26 protein-coding genes are annotated in these 18,512 nt (G+C 68.6%); 10 read left to right on the top strand and 16 right to left on the bottom strand.

Going from position 1 to position 18,512, the window contains the following annotated elements:
• Positions 1–52: 52 nt before the first annotated feature.
• From pstA to phoB, 4 genes are all read left to right on the top strand, one after another.
• On the top strand, positions 53–955 hold the full coding sequence (gene pstA / locus ACV7NL_RS01775) for a phosphate ABC transporter permease PstA (protein WP_463354764.1): 903 nt from the start codon (positions 53–55) through the stop codon (positions 953–955).
• A gap of 55 nt (positions 956–1,010) precedes the next feature.
• On the top strand, positions 1,011–1,829 hold the full coding sequence (pstB, locus tag ACV7NL_RS01770; protein ID WP_056181324.1) for a phosphate ABC transporter ATP-binding protein PstB: 819 nt from the start codon (positions 1,011–1,013) through the stop codon (positions 1,827–1,829).
• A gap of 93 nt (positions 1,830–1,922) precedes the next feature.
• On the top strand, positions 1,923–2,648 hold the full coding sequence (gene phoU, locus ACV7NL_RS01765) for a phosphate signaling complex protein PhoU (protein ID WP_056181321.1): 726 nt from the start codon (positions 1,923–1,925) through the stop codon (positions 2,646–2,648).
• 23 nt (positions 2,649–2,671) lie between these two features.
• Positions 2,672–3,376 carry a phosphate regulon transcriptional regulator PhoB gene (gene phoB, locus ACV7NL_RS01760; protein WP_056181319.1) on the top strand — a complete coding sequence of 235 codons (705 nt, stop codon included), beginning with the start codon at positions 2,672–2,674 and terminating at the stop codon, positions 3,374–3,376.
• A 19-nt stretch (positions 3,377–3,395) separates the two neighbouring features.
• Here the strand turns inward: phoB and ACV7NL_RS01755 are convergent, their stop codons facing one another.
• The 3 genes from ACV7NL_RS01755 to ACV7NL_RS01745 all read right to left on the bottom strand — a co-directional run bounded on the left by ACV7NL_RS01755 (position 3,396) and on the right by ACV7NL_RS01745 (position 6,892).
• Complete coding sequence (locus ACV7NL_RS01755) at positions 3,396–4,355, bottom strand: matrixin family metalloprotease (RefSeq protein ID WP_463354763.1); 960 nt, start codon at positions 4,353–4,355, stop codon at positions 3,396–3,398.
• Between the two features lie 194 nt (positions 4,356–4,549).
• Positions 4,550–5,356 carry an SDR family NAD(P)-dependent oxidoreductase gene (locus ACV7NL_RS01750; protein WP_056185843.1) on the bottom strand — a complete coding sequence of 269 codons (807 nt, stop codon included), beginning with the start codon at positions 5,354–5,356 and terminating at the stop codon, positions 4,550–4,552.
• A 138-nt stretch (positions 5,357–5,494) separates the two neighbouring features.
• The gene (locus ACV7NL_RS01745; protein ID WP_463354762.1) at positions 5,495–6,892 is read right to left on the bottom strand and encodes an MFS transporter; all 1,398 of its coding nucleotides are present in this window, start codon (positions 6,890–6,892) and stop codon (positions 5,495–5,497) included.
• 146 nt (positions 6,893–7,038) lie between these two features.
• On the opposite strand from ACV7NL_RS01745, the gene ACV7NL_RS01740 reads away from it, so the two are divergent.
• The gene (locus ACV7NL_RS01740) at positions 7,039–8,058 is read left to right on the top strand and encodes an alpha/beta fold hydrolase (protein ID WP_463354761.1); all 1,020 of its coding nucleotides are present in this window, start codon (positions 7,039–7,041) and stop codon (positions 8,056–8,058) included.
• 25 nt (positions 8,059–8,083) lie between these two features.
• Positions 8,084–8,953, top strand: coding sequence for an NAD(P)-dependent oxidoreductase (locus ACV7NL_RS01735; protein ID WP_463354760.1), 870 nt, complete (start codon positions 8,084–8,086; stop codon positions 8,951–8,953).
• Positions 8,954–8,983: 30 nt separating this feature from the next.
• Here the strand turns inward: ACV7NL_RS01735 and ACV7NL_RS01730 are convergent, their stop codons facing one another.
• The 12 genes from ACV7NL_RS01730 to ACV7NL_RS01675 form a co-directional block, all read right to left on the bottom strand.
• Positions 8,984–9,343: a hypothetical protein gene (locus ACV7NL_RS01730; RefSeq protein ID WP_056185830.1), complete on the bottom strand. Its 360-nt coding sequence runs from the start codon at positions 9,341–9,343 to the stop codon at positions 8,984–8,986.
• Positions 9,344–9,510: 167 nt separating this feature from the next.
• On the bottom strand, positions 9,511–9,804 hold the full coding sequence (locus tag ACV7NL_RS01725; protein WP_463354759.1) for a hypothetical protein: 294 nt from the start codon (positions 9,802–9,804) through the stop codon (positions 9,511–9,513).
• A gap of 441 nt (positions 9,805–10,245) precedes the next feature.
• Positions 10,246–10,746 carry a DUF4142 domain-containing protein gene (locus tag ACV7NL_RS01720; protein WP_463354758.1) on the bottom strand — a complete coding sequence of 167 codons (501 nt, stop codon included), beginning with the start codon at positions 10,744–10,746 and terminating at the stop codon, positions 10,246–10,248.
• 215 nt (positions 10,747–10,961) lie between these two features.
• On the bottom strand, positions 10,962–11,099 hold the full coding sequence (locus tag ACV7NL_RS01715; RefSeq protein ID WP_156376169.1) for a hypothetical protein: 138 nt from the start codon (positions 11,097–11,099) through the stop codon (positions 10,962–10,964).
• A 69-nt stretch (positions 11,100–11,168) separates the two neighbouring features.
• Positions 11,169–11,351: a hypothetical protein gene (locus ACV7NL_RS01710; protein WP_247634815.1), complete on the bottom strand. Its 183-nt coding sequence runs from the start codon at positions 11,349–11,351 to the stop codon at positions 11,169–11,171.
• A 64-nt stretch (positions 11,352–11,415) separates the two neighbouring features.
• Positions 11,416–11,736, bottom strand: a complete 321-nt coding sequence (locus ACV7NL_RS01705; RefSeq protein WP_056185819.1) for a hypothetical protein — start codon at positions 11,734–11,736, stop codon at positions 11,416–11,418.
• 105 nt (positions 11,737–11,841) lie between these two features.
• Entirely contained in the window at positions 11,842–12,060 is a 219-nt protein-coding gene (locus ACV7NL_RS01700; protein ID WP_056185816.1) for a hypothetical protein, read from the bottom strand.
• On the bottom strand, positions 12,060–12,245 hold the full coding sequence (locus tag ACV7NL_RS01695; RefSeq protein ID WP_056185813.1) for a hypothetical protein: 186 nt from the start codon (positions 12,243–12,245) through the stop codon (positions 12,060–12,062). Before ACV7NL_RS01695 ends, ACV7NL_RS01700 begins: the two co-directional genes overlap by 1 nt.
• 92 nt (positions 12,246–12,337) lie before the next feature.
• The gene (locus ACV7NL_RS01690) at positions 12,338–12,517 is read right to left on the bottom strand and encodes a hypothetical protein (RefSeq protein ID WP_056485962.1); all 180 of its coding nucleotides are present in this window, start codon (positions 12,515–12,517) and stop codon (positions 12,338–12,340) included.
• Between the two features lie 43 nt (positions 12,518–12,560).
• Positions 12,561–12,935, bottom strand: a complete 375-nt coding sequence (locus tag ACV7NL_RS01685) for a hypothetical protein (protein ID WP_056185810.1) — start codon at positions 12,933–12,935, stop codon at positions 12,561–12,563.
• 17 nt (positions 12,936–12,952) lie between these two features.
• The gene (locus tag ACV7NL_RS01680; RefSeq protein ID WP_463354757.1) at positions 12,953–13,351 is read right to left on the bottom strand and encodes a hypothetical protein; all 399 of its coding nucleotides are present in this window, start codon (positions 13,349–13,351) and stop codon (positions 12,953–12,955) included.
• Positions 13,352–13,453: 102 nt separating this feature from the next.
• Positions 13,454–14,314 carry a glucose 1-dehydrogenase gene (locus ACV7NL_RS01675; protein WP_056185807.1) on the bottom strand — a complete coding sequence of 287 codons (861 nt, stop codon included), beginning with the start codon at positions 14,312–14,314 and terminating at the stop codon, positions 13,454–13,456.
• 278 nt (positions 14,315–14,592) lie between these two features.
• Between ACV7NL_RS01675 and ACV7NL_RS01670 the strand changes: the two genes are divergently transcribed.
• Together ACV7NL_RS01670 and ACV7NL_RS01665 are read left to right on the top strand one after the other, a co-directional pair.
• The gene (locus ACV7NL_RS01670; protein ID WP_463354756.1) at positions 14,593–14,940 is read left to right on the top strand and encodes a hypothetical protein; all 348 of its coding nucleotides are present in this window, start codon (positions 14,593–14,595) and stop codon (positions 14,938–14,940) included.
• 146 nt (positions 14,941–15,086) lie between these two features.
• The gene (locus tag ACV7NL_RS01665; RefSeq protein WP_247634809.1) at positions 15,087–15,824 is read left to right on the top strand and encodes a GntR family transcriptional regulator; all 738 of its coding nucleotides are present in this window, start codon (positions 15,087–15,089) and stop codon (positions 15,822–15,824) included.
• A 7-nt stretch (positions 15,825–15,831) separates the two neighbouring features.
• Here the strand turns inward: ACV7NL_RS01665 and ACV7NL_RS01660 are convergent, their stop codons facing one another.
• Positions 15,832–16,251, bottom strand: a complete 420-nt coding sequence (locus tag ACV7NL_RS01660) for a nuclear transport factor 2 family protein (protein ID WP_056185796.1) — start codon at positions 16,249–16,251, stop codon at positions 15,832–15,834.
• A 190-nt stretch (positions 16,252–16,441) separates the two neighbouring features.
• On the opposite strand from ACV7NL_RS01660, the gene ACV7NL_RS01655 reads away from it, so the two are divergent.
• Positions 16,442–17,629 (top strand): ABC transporter substrate-binding protein, encoded by a 1,188-nt coding sequence (locus tag ACV7NL_RS01655; RefSeq protein WP_463354755.1) that lies wholly within the window; start codon positions 16,442–16,444, stop codon positions 17,627–17,629.
• Positions 17,630–17,642: 13 nt separating this feature from the next.
• On the top strand, positions 17,643–18,512 hold the full coding sequence (locus tag ACV7NL_RS01650) for a branched-chain amino acid ABC transporter permease (RefSeq protein WP_463354754.1): 870 nt from the start codon (positions 17,643–17,645) through the stop codon (positions 18,510–18,512).

The following is an 18,512-nucleotide window of genomic DNA, read 5'->3' as shown; positions in this document are numbered from 1 at the left end:
GGATCGCCCCAAGGCCCGCGACCCCGCGCTTCGAGACGTCAGGAACCCCATCATGGACGCCGCCAACCCCCTCACCGCCAACCCCCTCACTGCCACGCCGGCCCGGATCAGCCGGGTCCGCTCGGGCCGCCGGATCGCCGACCGGACCCTGATCCTGGCCAGCACGATCGCCACGCTGGTCGGCATCGTCGTGCTCGGCTCGATCCTGTTCATGCTGGTGGTCGAGGGCATCAAGGGCTTCTCGCCGATGCTCTTCACCGAGCCGACGCCGGGACCCGGCTCCGAGGGCGGCGGCATCGCCAACGCCATCCTGGGCAGCCTCGTGATGACCGTCCTGGCCATCCTGGTGGCGACCCCGGTCGGCGTGATGGCCGGCACCTTCCTGGCCGAGTACGGCCGCAACTCGAAGCTCGCCGATGTCATCCGCTTCCTGAACGACATCCTTCTGTCGGCGCCCTCGATCCTCATCGGCCTGTTCGTCTACACCCTGATGGTGCGCCCGATGGGCTCCTATTCGGGCTGGGCCGGCGCCGTGGCGCTCGCCATCATCGCCACCCCGGTCATCGTGCGCACCACCGAGGACATGCTGCGCCTCGTGCCCTCGACCCTGCGCGAAGCCGGCGCGGCGCTCGGCGCGCCGCCCTCCATCGTGATCAAGAGCATCACCTGGCGCGGGGCCAGCGCCGGCATCGTCACCGGCATCATCCTGGCGCTCGCCCGCATCGCCGGCGAGACGGCGCCGCTCCTGTTCACGGCGCTCAACAACAACAGCTGGTTCTCCGCCAACCTGATGGGCGGCGTCCCGAACCTGCCGGTGATGATCTACCAGTTCGCGCTCTCGCCCTACCAGAACTGGCAGCAGCTCGCCTGGGCCGGCGCCCTCCTGATCACGGTCACGATCCTCGCCCTGTCGATCGTGGCCCGGTTCGTCATCAAGACCGAGCGGTCGCGCTGACCTCCAGCGCCCCGCCTCCCGCTTCCTCCCCTTCGCTCGACAGGATGCTGAACCGATGAACGCCGCCCCCGGGATCACCTCCGCGCAGCTCACCGGACGCCACAAGGCCGACGAGACCTCGCCGATCCGCATCGCCGTCAAGGACCTGAACTTCTACTACGGCAGCTTCCACGGCCTGAAGTCGGTCAACCTCAACTTCCACGACCGCCAGGTGACGGCGCTGATCGGCCCGTCCGGCTGCGGGAAGTCGACCCTGCTGCGCACCTTCAACCGCATCTACAGCCTGTATCCGGACCAGCGGGCGGAGGGCGAAATCCTCCTCGACGGCCAGAACGTGCTGGATTCCAACGTCGACCTGAACGAGCTGCGCTCGCGCATCGGCATGGTGTTCCAGAAGCCGACGCCGTTCCCGATGTCGATCTACGACAACGTCGCCTTCGGCCTGCGCCTCTACGAGAAGCTGCCCAAGGCCGACCTCGACGTGCGCGTCGAGGAATCGCTCCGCAAGGCCGCCCTCTGGGACGAGGTCAAGGACAAGCTCAAGCAATCCGGCATGGGCCTGTCCGGCGGTCAGCAGCAGCGCCTCTGCATCGCCCGCACCGTGGCCCAGCGCCCGGAGGTGATCCTGTTCGACGAGCCGACCTCGGCCCTCGACCCGATCTCGACCGGTCGCATCGAGGAGCTGATCGAGCAGCTGCGCTCGGAATTCACCATTGTCATCGTGACCCACAACATGCAGCAGGCGGCGCGCATCTCGCAGTTCACCGCCTTCATGTATCTCGGCGAACTGGTGGAGTTCGGACCCACCACGCGCATCTTCATGAATCCGGAGAAGCGCCAGACCCAGGACTACATCACCGGCCGCTTCGGCTGATCCGGTCCACGCCAGACCCCATGCCAGAACCCATGCCAGATCCCATGCCGTGGCGGGCACCGGACAGGCGGGCCCGACCGAGGAGTGCGACCCATGCCCGACCACATCGTCAAATCCTACGACACGGATCTTGAGAACCTGCGCCGCTCGATCTCCGAGATGGGCGGCATCGCCGAGAAGATGATGACCGAGGCCGGCGAGGCCCTGGTGCGCCGCGACTCTCCCCTGGCTCAGGCCGTCATCGCGGCCGATACCCGCCTCGACACCCTTCAGCGCGAGATCGAGGAGCGGGCGATCCTGCTGATCGCCCGGCGCCAGCCGCTGGCCATCGACCTGCGCGAGACGGTGACGGCGATCCGCGTCTCGAACGATATCGAGCGCATCGGCGATCTCGCCAAGAACGTCGCCAAGCGCGTCGTGGCCATCGCCGACCAGATCCAGCCGCAGAAGATCGTCATCGGCGTCCAGCACATGAGCGACCTCGTGCAGGAGCAGCTCAAGGACGTGCTCGACGCCTATGCCAGCCGCGACATCAAGGCGGCGCTCGACGTGTGGGAGCGCGACGACGCCATCGACGCGCTCTACAACTCGCTGTTCCGCGAACTCCTGACCTACATGATGGAGGACCCGCGCAACATCTCGTTCTGTACCCACCTGCTGTTCGTGGCCAAGAACATCGAGCGCATCGGCGATCACACCACCAACATCGCCGAGACGATCCACTACCTGGTCACCGGCGAGAACCTGCTGGCGGAGCGGGAGCGACCCAAGAACGACGCGTCCAACTACGCCACGGTGGACATGCCCGGCGCGGCCTGACTCCGCCTGATCGAAAGCGCACGATGAGTACGCGTATCCTGATCGTCGAGGACGAGGAGGCCCTGACCCTCCTCCTCCGCTACAACCTCGAGGCCGAGGGCTTCATCGTCGATTCCGCCGCGCGCGGCGACGAGGCGGACCTGCGCCTGCAGGAGCAGGTCCCCGACCTCGTCCTGCTCGACTGGATGCTGCCGGCCCTGTCGGGCATCGAGCTGTGCCGCCGCATCCGGGCCCGGCGCGAGACCGAGCGCCTGCCGGTGATCATGCTCACGGCGCGCGGCGAGGAGGGCGACCGCATCCGCGGTCTCGGCACGGGCGCCGACGACTACATCGTCAAGCCGTTCTCGGTGCCGGAACTGCTGGCGCGGGTGCGCGCGCTGCTGCGTCGGGCCAAGCCCGCCCACGTGGCCAACCTGCTGGTGGCCGGCGACATCGAGCTCGACCGGGTCAGCCACCGCATTCGCCGCGAGGGCCGCGAGATCCATCTCGGGCCGACCGAGTTCAAGCTGCTCGAGTTCCTGATGCAGAGCCCCGGCCGGGTGTTTTCCCGCGAGCAGCTCCTCGATGGGGTCTGGGGCCACGACGTCTACATCGACGAGCGCACCGTCGACGTCCATGTCGGCCGCCTGCGCAAGGCCCTGAACCGTCCGCGCCAGAGCGACCCGATCCGCACCGTGCGCGGCTCGGGCTATTCCTTCGACGAGATGTTCGAGGCAGAGGGCGAGTAGGGCGGCCGTTACCACGCAGTCAGGCGAACAGCATGCCGTCGCTGGGCGCGTGCACGGTGAAGCCCTTGCCCTCGTCGATCCAGCCCGCACCGGCAGCGCCCTGGTTGATGCCGGCGGCCTCCTCGGCATTGCCGGCGAAGTGATGCTGGCCGGTCTTGGTGTTGAAGAACCGCTCCAGCGTCACGGTGCCGGGCGCGCTGGCATCCGCGTAGGCCTCGAACGCGACGCCCTCGTATTTGTAGGACGGGTTGGTCTTGATGATCTGGTCGCGCTCGCCGACGCTGGTCGTGAAGAAATGCGCGGTCGTGCCGGTGTCGAAGAACCGGAACACGTCGATGGTGTCGGCTCCCTGGCTCGGGGTCGCCCACGGGGTTCCCTCGTAGGTGAACCACGGCAGGGTCTGCAGGATCTGCGCCTTCTCGGCGCCGCTCGTGGTGTAGAAATGGTCCCCGGTCTTAGTGTCGTAGAAACGGTGCACAGCCGTGACCTCGGCCTGCACGACCAGGGCGGGCGGTGCTGCCTGAATCGGGGCGCTGCGAGCGCCGTACAGCGCCTGGACGCCCGCGATGTCGCCGGCCGCGAGGCTGGAGATGGTGGGATCCAGGATGGCGTTCATCACCTCCGGCTTGGCATTGTAGTGGTCGAGCCCGATCGCATGCCCGATCTCGTGAAGGGCGACGGCGGAAAGATCGACGTTCTGATTGCTGACGACGCGGCCCTTCGCCGTGTGCCATCCTTCTCCACTGTCGAAGGCGACGGTCACGGATTGAAGGCGCTGTCCGCTATAGGAATAGGTCGCATTCCCGACGACCTTGCCGAGACCGTCGATGCTGTTCAGGGTGAAATCGATATCGGATTCGACCATCGACACGACCTGCTGGAAGGCGATGTCGGCATAGCTCGACCAGGCGGCGAAGGCGGCCTGGATGACGCCGACGAAGCTCGCGGGAATCGTTGCGTCGAGAGCCCAGGTGACCATGCCGCCGCCTGTCCCCGCCGGACCTCGGCCCCAGCGCGGTCCCTCGAGCGCGTAATCTCCCATCGGCATCCTCCCATCGGCCCGGGAACCTCGAATGGAAGGATGACCAAATCGTTAATGACACCGCGCTTTTTTCAATCCTTTTCGATCCCGGCCCTTCTCAATCGAGTGCTCGGCTCCGTGTGACTTGGGCGTCACACGATGCTGCGCACCACGCCGCCATCGACCCGGAGGGCCGCCCCGCTGGTGGCGCTGGCGGCCGGGCTGCAGATATAGGCCACCATGCTGGCGACTTCGTCGACGGTGGCGAGGCGGCCGATCAGCGAGGTCGGGCGGTGCTCGGCCACGAAGGCGCGGCCGGCGGCATCGAGGTCGACGTCGCCGCCCCGTCCATCGTCCTTGGCCATGCTCTTCATGAAGTCCGCGACGCCCTCGGACAGGGTCGGTCCCGGCAGCACGCTGTTCACGGTCACGCCGGAGCCGGACACGGTCTCGGCCAGGCCGCGCGCCACGGCGAGCTGGGCCGTCTTGGTCATGCCGTAATGGACCATCTCCACCGGGATGTTCACGCCGGATTCGCTGGAAATGAAGACAACCCGGCCCCAACCGCGCTGGACCATGCCCGGCGTGTAGGCGCGCGACAGGCGCACGCCGCTCATCACGTTGGTCTCGAAGAAGCGGTGCCAGTCCTCGTCCGGAATGTCGAAGAACGGCTTCGGCTCGAAGATGCCGGTGTTGTTGACCAGGATGTCGATGTCCGGCAGCCCCGCGACCACGCGCGCGGCCCCGTCCGGGGTGGAGACGTCGCCCGGCGCGCCGATGAAGGTCGCCTTGCCGGTCTCGCGCTTGAGGCGCTCGACGGCGTCGCGCACGCGATCCTGGGTGCGCCCGTTGATCGCCACCGTCGCGCCGAGCTCCGCCAGGGCCTTGGCGATGGCGTAGCCGATGCCGGTGGTGGAACCGCTGACGAGGGCGCGCTTGCCCGACAGGTCGAGTTGCATGGTCTTGTCCTCGGTGGAGCTGGCACCGGGTCAACGCGCCGGAACGGCCCTGGTGCGATCACGCCATCGGCGCGGCTCTGCCGGGGCTGGGTCAACGTTCCGAAGACCGTCTCTCCGAAGTCTCGTTTCTCCGAAGCGTCATCCTGTCTGTTGGCGCCGCAAGACGCTGGCCACCGCCCCGAAGGCGGCGAGACCGACGGCGCACCACAGGGTCGCGGCCACCGGTCCGGCCGGAGCGGCGCCCTGGTGCAACCCGAAGATCACCGCCACCAGGGCGGCCCCGAAGGATTGTCCGGTCAGACGCGCGGTGGATTGCATGCCGCTGGCCCCGCCGCTGCGGTCACGCGGGGCGCTGGTGATGATGACCTTGTTGTTCGGCGACTGGAACAGCCCGAAGCCGAGGCCGCACAGGGTGAGGCGCCAGGCGATATCGAGATGGGAGGCGTCCGCCGGCAGCAGCGCGATCGCCGCCAGGCCGGTCGCCATCAGGGCGAGACCGAGGCCGCCCAGCAGCCCTGGAGCGTAGCGGTCCGCGAGGCGCCCGGACAGGGGGGCCATCACCGCGATGGCGATGGGCCAGGGCGTCATCAGGAAGCCGGTCTGCGTCTCGGACAGGTGCAGCACGTCCTGAAAGTAGAAGGGCAGGGCGACATAGGCCATCATCTGCGCCCCGAACGAGGCGATCGAGGTCGCCATGGAGAGGGCGAAGGCTGGAATCCGCAGGAGATCGACCGGCAGGAGCGGACGGGTCATCCGGGTCTGCGTCCAGACGAAGACGGCGCCGACGCAGAGGGCCGCGCCGATCTCCGCCAGGGCGACGCCCCGCGTGGCCGGATCGCCGAGGCCGTCGACGCCGGTGATCAGGAGCCCGAAGGTCAGGGCGTTGAGAAGCGCGCTGCGGATGTCGAAGCGGCCGCCGCTCTTCGGCGTCGCCGGCAGGGTGCGGGCGCCGACCGCGAGGGCGATCACCCCAACCGGCAGGTTGACCAGGAACAGCCAGGGCCAGGTCGCCACCGACAGGATCGCGGCCGCCACCGTCGGCCCGGCGGCCGAGGCCATGGCCACCACCAGGGCGACGTTGCCGACGCCGCGCCCGATCAGGCGATGCGGATAGATGAAGCGCACCAGGGCGATGTTGACGCTCATGATGCCGGCGGCGCCGAACCCCTGCGCGATCCGCGCCGCCACCAGCCAGTCGAGGGTCGGGGCGAAGGCGCAGGCCACGGAGGCCGCCGTGAACAGGACGAGGCCGGTGAGGTAGACCCGGCGATAACCGAGGATGTCGCCCAGCGAGGCCAGAGGCAGCAGGGAGGCCGTCACCGCGATCTGGAAGCTGTTGGTGACGAAGATCGCCGCGGAGGGCTCCACCGCCAGATCCTTGGCCATCACCGGCAGGGCCACGTTGACGATGGCGCCGTCGAGCACCGCCATGGTCATCGCAAGGCTGATCGCCAAAAGCGCCAGCATGCGTTCGCGCACCGGCAAACCATCCGGTACGGGCTCGGGCGAGGCGTGGCGGGGCGCGTCGACATTCATGGCCGAGGCGTGGGACGCGGCGCCGGTTTCCGCAAGGGGGCCGGAGACTCCGCGTGTCCTTTGTCACCCGGATCGGGCGGCATGCGGCCGGAACCTGCGCTATGTCAGCCGACGCGTGCGACCGCGCGCCGTTGTCGGGAACACACATGGACGCGCTCCGCTCAGTCTCCGCCCTCCTTCTGGCGGCCCAGCTCACCGTCGCACCGGCCGCCGCGCAGACGAGGTCCGACGACGCGTCTCCCCTGGGCATCGCCCTCGAAGGCTTCGCCTATCCCTATCCGGTGTTCTTCCTCGAGCGGATGCGCGACGGCGAGCGCCAGCGCCTCGCCTATATGGATGTGCCCGCCGAGGGGCAGGCCAACGGACGCACCGTCCTGCTCCTGCACGGGCGCAATTTCCCGTCGAGCTACTGGCAACCGGTGATCCTGGCGCTCAGCCGCGCCGGGTACCGGGTGCTGGTTCCGGATCAGCTCGGATTCGGCAAATCGGCCAAGCCCGTCGGCCCGTACACGTTCGACGCCATGGCGGCCGACACGGTGGGCCTGCTCGATTCCCTCGGGTTGCCGCGCGTCGACGTGGTGGCCCATTCGATGGGCGGAATGCTGGCGGTGCGCCTGACCCGCAATGCCCCGGCCCGCATCAACAGCCTCGTGCTCGAAGCCCCGATCGGTCTGGAGGATTACCGGTTCACCGTGCCGCCCGTCTCCGACGCGACCCTGCTGCGCCTGGAGGGCGACGCGACCGCCGATTCCTATCGCCGCCAGTTGATGACGAACTATGCCCTGTCGCTGCCGTCCTCCGCCATCGAGCCGTTCGTCTCCGTGCGCGAGCGGGTCAAGGGCTCGGGCGAGTATCCGCGCTGGCTCCAGTCCTTCGTCAATTCCTACCAGGCCATCTGGGGCCAGCCGGTGGTGCATGAGATCCCGCTGATCCCGGTGCCGACCCTCTTCCTCATGGGCGAAAACGACCACAATGCCCCGGGCAAGCCCTTCGCGCCGGAATCGCTCCGGGCCGACATGGGGCGCAACGCCGAGCACGCGCGCACGTTGGCCGCTCGGATGCCGAACGGCCGCGCCGTGGTGCTGCCGGGCATCGGCCACCTCGTCCACCTGGAAGCGACGGACCAGTTCAACACGCTGACCCTCGAATTCCTCAACGGCCACTGAGACGACGCAACGCGGGAGACGGTTCATGGATGTGGGCGTGATCGGCCTCGGCCGGATGGGACGCGGCATGGCGGCGAGCCTCGTGCGGGCCGGTCACCGGGTCCGGGTCTGGAATCGCTCCCCGGCGGGGGTCGAGGGGCTGGAAGGCGTGGTGCCGGTGGCCACGGCCGCCGAAGCCTTCGCGGGCGATGCGGCGATCACCATGCTGGCGGACGACGCGGCGTTGCGCGCCGTGATCGTCGCGGGCGGTCTCCTCGACGGCGGCACCCGCCCGGGCCTGCACCTGTCGATGAGCACGATCTCGGTGGCCCTGGCCGAGGATCTGGCGGCGATCCATGCGCGCGCCGGAGTGCCCTACGTCGCGGCCCCCGTCTTCGGTCGCCCCGATGTCGCCGCCATGGGCAAGCTGAACATCGTCGCGGCGGGCGATCCCGCAGCCGTCGCCCGGGCGCAGCCGCTGCTCGATGCCATGGGCGCCCGGACCTGGGCCTTCGGGTCCGAGCCGCACCGGGCCAACGCGGTCAAGCTCGCGGGCAACTTCATGCTGATCTCGGCGATCGAGGCGATGGGCGAAGCGGCCGCCTTGGTGGAGGGGCACGGGGTCACGGGGGGCGATCTCCTCGACCTTCTCACCAACACGCTGTTCGCATCGCCGGTCTACAAGAACTACGGCGCTTTGATCGCCGACCATCGCTACGAGCCGCCGGGATTTGCCCTCAAGCTCGGCGCCAAGGATATCGGCCTCGCCCTGGACGCCGCCGGGGCGGCCGGCGTGCCGATGCCCTTCGCCGACGTGTTGCGCGACACCCTGATCGCGGCGATGGACTACGGCGATGCCGACAAGGACCTCGCCGCCCTCGCCGAGGTCGCCCGCCGGCGCAGCCGGACCGTCTGAGGTCCGGCCCTTCCCGCGGCGTGCGGTCGCCTATCGTCCGAACAGGTAGAGCGACGTACCGACCACCACGGGGACCATCGCGGCGAACCCGATGAACAGCGGCAGGATCCACCGGTTGTGACCCTCGGGCTTCGCTGCGGCGCGGACCTTCGGGGGGGCCGCCTCGGTCTTGCGTGCCAGGGCGATGCGCGCATGCGAGGGGGCATTGCCGGCCGCCTCGTCGTCGGTGCCGAGTTGCGACAGGCCGGTGTCGTAATGGGCGATCTTGTCGCCGGTCCGCCCGCTGTCGATATCCGCCTTGAGCATGGCGGTGGTGGGCCGCTCGGAGTCCGGGGGCGTCTCGACGGAGAGATCGCCCGGGGTGGGTGGGGTTTCGGATCGCAGGGCCATGGAGGTCTCCGGGTGTCTGTGCGGGGCCAACGCGTCAATCCGACCGGCCGTTCGACGCCCTCGGGCGACGCCACGCTGTGACGCAGCCGGAATGCCAGAAGAGCCCCGAACCGGGATTCGGGGCTCTTCTGGCTGCATTCGGGTCCGAGGTGATCGGGCCTGTGCGATCAGCGACCGCCGCCGCCGCCACCCGCGCTGCCGTTCGGGATGGCGCGCTCGGGCAGGTTGGCGTTGCCGCCCGCGGCCGAGTCGGTGGTGATGGTGTCGGCCCCGTTGGCGCCCCGCGCGATCACCACGTCGGGATCGTTTCCGGTGGTGTTCGGCTGGCTCTCGACGATGGTGCCGCGTCCACCGGGTCCGCGCTCGGGCAGGACGCCGGTCTGGGCCGAGACGGACAGGCCGGTGACGGCGGCGATGAGGGCGGCTCCGAAAAGGGGCGCGGACGTTTTCACGAGGGACATGCTACGAAGGCTTTCCGAAGAGGGGATATGTCAGGGCAATCGCCGAATATCGCGCTCGTTCCTCAGTCCTGAGACGCGCGATACTTCTGTCCTGATCCGTACAGTTCCTGTAATGGCTCTGCTGTCCGATGGGGAACACACGTTGTCGTTTGAGTTTTTACCAGGATCTGACAATCGAGAGCCATGAGGAGCGACGAATGCCGGATCCGGAACCGACCAAACCCGGTGACGAGGCCACGCCTGGCGCGCCGGGGACCGGCGAGAACCTGTGTCGTCACTGCCAGGGGACCGGACTGCTGAACGCCCAGCCCTGCCCCGAATGCCGGGGGACCGGCACCATCACCAGCGGGATTGGCGGCGGCTGAGCCGCCAGCCCCACGGGTCGATCACGAAATTCGCGGGGCATGACGCGGTCTGCCCCGCGAATTTCTCCGATCCGCGTCAGACGTGGCCGCCGCGGCGCAGGCTGCTGAGCATGGACAGGTGGGTCTGGATCGACGGCACCGCCACGGTGGCCACCGCGCGGCCGCGGGGGTCGGAGCCACCCTGCGCATAGGCGGTGTTCAGCGCCAGCAACTCCTCATGACCGGCGATCTGTCCCTGCACGTAGGCGCGGTCGAAGGCTCGACCCGGCGAGACGCCCTGTAGTTGCTGCAGGATCGCCATCTGGTCCGGCCGCGGCTGCACGCTGCCCGGTGTCGCCCCGAGGGCGGCCGCCACGGCGGTCTGCTCGTTGATCTCGAGTTGCGCGAAGTTGCGGATGGCGGGGCTGCGCGAGCGCTCGAGAGCGAGCCGGCTGGTCTGGATGGCGAACTCGCCGCCCATCAGTTCCGACAGCCGGAACTGATCCGGCGAGCCGAGGTCGAAAGCGGGCTGGGCCTGGGCCAGCGGCACGGCCGAGACCAAGCCTGCCATAGCAAACAGAACGGAACGTCGATCCATGGGAACGGTCTTTCGAGCTGAGAGAACAGGATTTTGATCTTAAGGCGTGATCATTTCCGTGAATCTCAGTTCGCCGTTGCTTGTTCCCACTTGTCGGATGCGGCCGAGTCGATTTTCAGATTAGAAAAGATCTTAACTTCGATCAATGAGTAGACTATCCGATGATGACCTTGCGACCCGTGCCCGGCTCAAGGTGAGCACTTTGCTGATGCCGATCATTGCGGCGGCAGGGGCGATGGGATCATGACGAAGTAGATCGTGTAGGCGATCAGGGCTGCTACCAGCAGACCGGCGGCGATCCATCCGAAGCGGTTCGTCCGCACAGGGTTGGGTTTATGGTCGATGGGCGGCACGAAGGATCTCCCGAATTGCATCCGGTCGCCAGATCCGAAGCCGATCCCGCGTCCGTCGGTAAGCCCGGCTCAGTGGATGAGGGCTTCCAGGGTCACGACCACGCCGGCGCCCACGATGGCGAGGCCGAGCAACACCAGGCTGCTGACCTGATCGGCTTGATCGACGGTCCGACCGTCGCCGGAACCCGGACCCTGACGGGGGCCGCCGGTCTCGGGGCGGCCCTGGTCGCGAAGCTGCGTGGTTGTCTGCATGGGCAAGATCCTCGTGGGCAAGATCCTCGTGGGCAAGATCCTCGTGAGCAAGATCTTCTGCGGCCTACGGCTTGTCCTGGCTGGCGAGGCTGCTCTGAGCGCCGGACAGGTCCGACTTCGGGCTGGCGAGCCCGGTCGTGTTTCCGGCCGGACCCGACTCGATCGCGTCGGCCGGAATCTCCCGGTTGGCGGCATGGTCCTGATACTGCTCGGTCTGGACCATCTTGCTGTCGAGCCCGCGCATGTCGTTGTGCCGGGACTTGTCGCGATTGCTGAGAACCATGTTCTCTTCGAGAATTCCGTCCGGCAGGTCCGTCATGGCGCCGGTTCCGGTGCCCTTGCCCTGTGCGGCCGGACCCATCTTGTGTCGATCGGCGTTCGCCATCGCTGCGTCTCCTGAGATGTTGAGATCCTGAGGGCCGGCGCCGGCACCGAAGACGCCGGCTCGGCAAAGGTCAGCTCCGAAAAAGTCAGCTCCGAAGAAGCCGACTCAGTGCGACCGGGCGGCGGATTTGCCCTCGGCATCGTGGGCATGATGGCGGTCGCGCTCACCGCCGCCGCCGGATACATGGGACGTCGCGTCGTTGGTCGGACTGCCCGGAATCGGGCCGTGCCGTACGTCCGCCTGCGGCTTGGACGCGTCCTGATGGCTGCTGCCGGGGCCGCCGTGATGACGGTCGGCGGCGGGCGTCTTCTTCGAGGTGCTCATTAGCGATCCTGCTGGTAGCCCTGGTTCGTGGTGTTCACCTTGGAATTGCCGGCCTGCCCGATCTTGTCGGGGTTCTGGGTCTGGCTCGACCCCTTCGGACCCGTGGCAAGGGGCGCTTCCGGTGCGCTCCCGGGGCCCTTATCGGACTGGTTGGCGGGCGGAACGGGCGGTGCCTTGGCCGTCATGCGCGGCTCCTGTCTGCGGTTTCGGGTGGGTAAGGAATCAATCGTTCCGCATTCGAACAGTTCCGTCGCGATGCTGTCGCATCGGTGCCAGGCTATAGCGTGCGGATCTTGTCCGCGATGCGCTTGAGTTCCGTGTCATCGACTTGCACCGGACGGCCGCTGTCGTCCGGAATACCGTCTCCGGTCTGAGCGATGGTTGTCTCACGCGGACGCGCGTTGGTGCCGGTGGAGTCCGGCTTGTCCGATGTCGAGTCCTCGATGTCGCGCTCCATGGCGGGCTCCCGTGGTTCGATCAGGAAGGCGTTCGGTGAGCCGCTAGCGCTGCCGTCCATCGGTCGTCGCGCGCGCGTCCCACGGCGGATGCCGGCGGCTCGCCGCGATGACGGCGAGTTCCCCGAGACCGATGGCGGCCAGCAGCAGACGGTCCCGGGCCGGCTCGTCCTGCAGCAGGGCGGCCGCCCCGACGAAGCCGAGGGCACCGACGGCATCGCACGCCAGATGGGTCGGCATTCCGATCGCCGGAACGAGACCGCCTTCGTAGCGGGTGAGCATCGTGTAGCCGTAGTGCCAGACCGGCCCGACCCTCATGATCCGGCGCGTCGCGCGCCCACGCCGCGGCGAGAGCGAGAGGGCGGCGATGGCGGCCGGCAGCAGGTAGTCGGCCACGGCGTGCAGGCGGGTGGGAATCATCGCTGTCGGCCTTCGTGTCAGAGCGTTTCTTTCGAACCGGACGCGGCCGGACGCGGATCGGGATCGGGGCTCGAATTGGAGGCGGGGCTTGCCTTGGAGGAAAGGCTTACCTTCGAAGCAGGGCTTGGATCGGAGATGCGGCGCAGGTTGGCGGCCGGCGTCTCCGCCTCGGTCGCCTCGACGCTGGCGATATCGCCGCCGCCGATGGAATCCTGGCGGGGAAAGCCGGAGGCGACGCGCGCCGTCTCGGCCTGCCAGCTCGGGTCCGAGTCCAACGCGTTCTGCAACCGGTCCGGGCGGCCGACATCGCGGGCCTCGTCCTGACCGAAATCCTGGCCGTTCCGGTCGGTATAGGCGTCGAAGTCTCGCAAGCTCGGGCGCGCGGGCGCATCGGGGCGGTTCCGGGGGGCGTTCATGGCGATCTCCTCACAGGATCGGCTGATCACAGGATCACAGGATCGGCGCGCTCGGATGACGGGCGTGATCAGATGATTGCCGGAATCAGATGATAGACGTGATCAGATGATAGGTTTGCCGCCGGTGACCGCGATGGTGGCGCCGGAGACGTAGCTGGCTTCCGGGCTCGCCAGCATGACGTAAACGGGGGCCAGTTCGCAGGGCTGGCCGGGCCGCTGCATCGGCACCTGCGATCCGAAGCTCCGGACCTTCTCCATCGGCATGGTGGAGGGGATCAGCGGCGTCCAGATCGGCCCCGGCGCGACGCAATTCACCCGGATGTCGCGGTCGGCCAGCATCTGGGCCAGACCGCCGGTGAAGTTCTGGATCGCGCCTTTGGTGGTGGCGTAGGCGAGCAGTTGCGGGCTCGGCGTGTCGGCATTGACCGATGTGGTGTTGATGATGGCCGCACCCGCCTTCATGTGCGGCAGCGCGGCCTTCACCAGATAGAACATCGCATGGATGTTGGTGGCGAAGGTGACCTCCCACTCCTCGTCGGAGATGTCCTCGGGCTTCTCGAAGGTCTTCTGGTGGGCTGCGTTGTTGACGAGGACGTCGACCTGCCCGAAGGCCGCCACCGCCCGGTCGATGATCGCGCGGCAATGCTTGGGGTCCTTGATGTCGCCCGCGACGGCTACGGCCTTGCGTCCGGCCTCCTCGACCAGGCGGCAGGTCTCCTTCGCGTCGTCGTGTTCGTCGTAATAGGCGACGAGCACGTCGGCACCCTCGCGGGCATAGGCCAGGGCGACGGCGCGACCGATGCCGCTGTCGGCGCCGGTGATGATGGTCTTCCGCCCGGTGAGCCGCCCCGACCCGCGGTAATGCGCCTCGCCGTAATCGGGGCGCGGGTCCATGTCGGCGTCGCGGGCCGGCGGCGTGAGCTGGCGCTGCTTGTCGAAGGGCGGCTTCGGGAAGTCCGTCATCGCGAAACTCTTCCTGAGGGGTGGCGGATCGGGTTCGGGGCACCGGCAGGCCGCGCCGCGCACGGGATCAGGATGTCCCGGAAGGGCGGTTCGGCATCGTGGCGGTGGTGCAGCGGTCGGGGCAGACCCGAGGACCAGATCTGACCGCGCCGCATCCTTGTATCGTGCGTCGGCCTGCGACGTGTCCCGGTGTGTTGGGTCGGTTCTGTCACGATAACCGCGCCCGGATCACTTTGTTTCGCGGCTCGAATTTTGATCTATGTTGACATCCGGATGGTATGAGCAGTGGGTCCGTCTCGCTGTACGATCCGATACTCATAATCGATCATTGCCGGCTGGGCTGGGCTGGGCTGGGCTGGGCCATCGCCATCCTGCATGTCCGCCGCCACAACTGGACCGCCCACCCCCTCGAACTCGCGCCCTGGCAGATGCTGCTGGCGGCGATCCCGCTGCCGGTTGCCGCCCTCGCCGTCGAGGAGCCGCTCACCGTAGCCTGGTCGCCACGCCTGATCGGCCTCCTGTCCTCCGCCATGCTGCAGGGCGAGCGCCTGAGCCTCGCGCTGATCGGGCTCGGGTGCCTCGCCGCCGCCCTGGTCACCGGCGCCCAGCCGGGGCGCCGCCCGTGACGATTCCCGCCTTTCGCACCAGGCAGCGTCCCGTGGCCCCTCGACCGAAGGCATCGGACCCTGTCTGGTCCCGCTCGTGCTTCCGAACCACCGGGACGAATCGGGACCACATACGGGACGAAAGGCAGAGTCACTTGCAGAGCCACATGCAGAGTCACTTGCAGAGCCACTCGCAGGACGACAACACGCGGGCGGGGACCAAGGATCGGGTCGGGTCGATCTGCCGGGCCCTGCGCCGCGCGATCGTCGAGCGGGCCATCGTGCCCGGGGACCGTCTGCCGGAGGATGCCCTCGGCGAACGCTTCGGGGTCAGCCGCACCATCGCCCGTCAGGCCCTCGGGCAACTGGCGAGCGAGGGGCTGGTGGAGCTGCGGCGCAACCGGATCGCCGTGGTGGCAACGCCGAGCTGGGAAGAGGCCCGCGACACCTTCGATGTCCGCATCTGCCTGGAGCGGCTGGTGGTCGCCCGCCTGGCCGGGCGCCTCACCGAGGCGCAGCAGGCGGCGCTGCTCGCGCATATCGCGCTGGAGGAGGCCGCGCAGGGAGGCTCCGAGGCCGGGTCGATCCGGCTGGCCACCGAGTTCCACCTGTTGCTGGCCCAGATGACCCGCAGCCCCGTGCTGGAGCGCTACGTGGCCGAACTCGGATACCGCTGCGCCCTGGTGCTCTCGCTCTACAGCCGACCCCATTCGGCCGAGTGCGGTGTCAGCGAGCACCGCGCCCTGGTGGCCGCCCTGATCGCCGGCGATCCGGAGCGCGTGAGCGCCCTGATGGACCATCATCTCGACGCGGTCGCCGAGCGGGCGCGCATCGTCGCGACCCCGCCGCGCGAGCGCGACCTCGGCCGCCTGCTGGCGCCCTACATCGAGGCCGTGGACGGCTGAGCCCGGCTCAGGTGTCGAGGCCGGCGCGGGTGAGCAGCCGCTCGGCGCTGTCGTTCCAGACCTCCATGGTCACGATCAGACCGTCCCGCACCGTGAACCGGTCGACGTAGCGGTTGCCCTCGAACGGCGTCCCGTCCGGCCAGGCACCGTAGAGCGTGCCGAGGCTGTAGACCGTGGTGACGCCATCGCCCGGCACCACGTCGAGGCGCTCCATCCGCTTCTTCACCCAGGCGTAGCGCCCGGCATTGAACGCGGTGACCTCGCGCGGATGCGCGAAGGTGCGGGCCCCCGTGAACACGATGCTGATGCCCGGTGCCATGTAGGTCGCGGCCCGCTCGGGGTCCGGCACCATCGAGGCTTCGAGATAGGCGGTGACGTTGGCCGCGTCGCGCGCGGTGATGTCTTGAGTGAGGGAGGTATCGGGCATGGTCGGGTCTCCGAGGCGTCGCCAAACCTGACGCAAATGCCGCCAAAGTGCATGCAACAACTGTATGCACTTTGGCGCATCGTGAGGCACCGACGCGGACAGTCCCGAGAATTTCCCAGCGATGTCAGCGGTGTGCCCGATGGCATGGCGGTTGCGGACGGGTTGCCAAATTGCCCGCCGGAGAGACCCGATGCCCCGCCGATCGACGCCGCCCCTGACCCGCCGCCTCGCGCTCGGCGCCTGCCTGCTCCTGGGGCTGCCCCTCGCCGGTGCGGCGCGGGCCGCGGAGCCGATCCGGATCGGCCTCGTCACGGCGCTGAGCGGACAGTCGGCGAAATCCGGCGAGGCGATCTCCCGCGGCATCGGCCTCGCCATCGACGAGATCAACGCCGGTGGCGGCGTGCTCGGGCGGCCCCTGGAGCTGGTGGCGCGCGACGACGAGGCCAACCCGTCGAAAGGCGTGCTCGCCGCCCGGGAGCTGATCCAGCGGGTCGGCGTGGTGGCGCTGGTCGGCGGTCTCGACACGCCGGTCTCGATGGCGCTGGTGCCCATCGCCAACCAGATGAAGGTGCCGTTCCTCGGCCCCTGGGCCGCCGGCACCGGCATCACCCGCAACGGGGCCGCCGACAACTACGCCTTCCGGGTCTCGGCGGTGGATGCCCTGGTGGACGAGGCGCTGGTGGCCTACGCGGTGAAGACTCACGGGGCGAAGAAGCCCGGGATGATCCTGGTCAACAACGCCTGGGGCGAGTCGAACCAGCAGGGCCTGACGGCGGCGCTGAAGGCCGCCAACCTGTCGGCCGCCGGCATCGAGAAGTACGAGGCCGCAGACCTCGACATGGTGCCCCAGCTCACCCGCCTGCGGGAGGCCGGCGCCGACACCCTGTTCCTCGTCGGCAATGTCGGCCCCTCGGCCCAGGTGGTGAAGTCCCTCGACCGGATGGGCTGGAGCGTGCCGGTGGTCTCGCATTGGGGGCCGGCCGGCGGACGCTTCGACGAGCTTGCCGGGCCGAGCGCCGCGAAGGTCCATTTCATCCAGACCTTCACCTTCGCGGGCAACAGCGCCCCGAAGGCGCTGGCCGTGCTCGAGGCGCTGAAGAAGAAGTATCCGGCGATCAAGTCGATGGCCGACGTCACCCCGGCGGTGGGCATCGCCAACGCCTACGACGCCATCCACCTGCTCGCCCTGGCGATCAAGGCCGCCGGTTCGACCAAGGGACCGGAGGTGCGCGACGGCTTCTACAAGGTCGCGGCCTATCCGGGCCTGATCAAGACCTACGACAAGCCTTTCGCGCCCGGGCAGCACGACGCCCTCGGGCCGCAGGACTACGTCTTCACCCGCTTCAAGGATGGCGAGATCGTCGCCGTCACGAACTGAAGGCGCCGCGCCGATGCTCGCCAGCACCCTCATCACCGGCCTCGGCCTCGGCAGCATGTACGGGCTGGTGGCGCTCGGCTTCCACATCACCTACGCGGTCTCCGGCACGGTGAACTTCGCACAGGGCAGCGCCGTCACGCTCGGGGCCGTGCTCGGCTACGCGCTCGGCGTCACCCTGGGCTGGCCGATGCCGGCGGCGATCCTCGGGGCTCTGCTGGGCTGCGCCGTCCTCGGCCTCGTGGTCGAGCGGCTGCTGGTGCGGCCCTTCGTCGAGAAGGGTTCGGATGCCTGGCTGCTCGCCACCGTGGCGGGCGGCATCGTCCTCGACAACGCGATGCTGTTCACCTTCGGCAAGGAGCCGCGCAGCCTGCCCTCGTCGCTTGCGGTGACGCCGGTGGAAATCCTCGGCACCGGCATCTACCCGCTCCAGCTCCTCATTCCCGTCGTCGGCCTCTCGGTCGCTGCGGCGATCCAGACCCTGTTCCGCCGCACCGATCTCGGCCGGGTGCTGCTGGCGGTGGCGCAGAATTCCGACGCCGCCCGTCTGATGGGCATCGACGTCCGGCGCACGGTCGCCTGCGCCTTCGCGCTCTCGGCCCTGCTCGCCGGGGCGGCCGGCCTCCTCATCGCGCCGCTGTTCTCGGTCTCGGCCGAGATGGGCGCATTGTTCGGAATCAAGGCCTTCGCGGTGGCGATCCTGGGTGGCATCGGCTCGGCCACCGGCGTGGTGCTGGCAGGCCTGCTCTACGGCCTCGTCGAGGCCGGCGTCACCGCGACCCTCGGCTCCACCTACACCCAGCTCGTGGTGTTCTCGGTGATCATCGTCGCCCTGGCGCTGCGTCCCGACGGGCTCCTCGGCCGCGCCGCGATCAACAAGGTCTGA

Source organism: Methylobacterium sp. Ger2507 (assembly GCF_055231875.1).
This window is presented reverse-complemented; position numbering and strand designations above follow the sequence as displayed.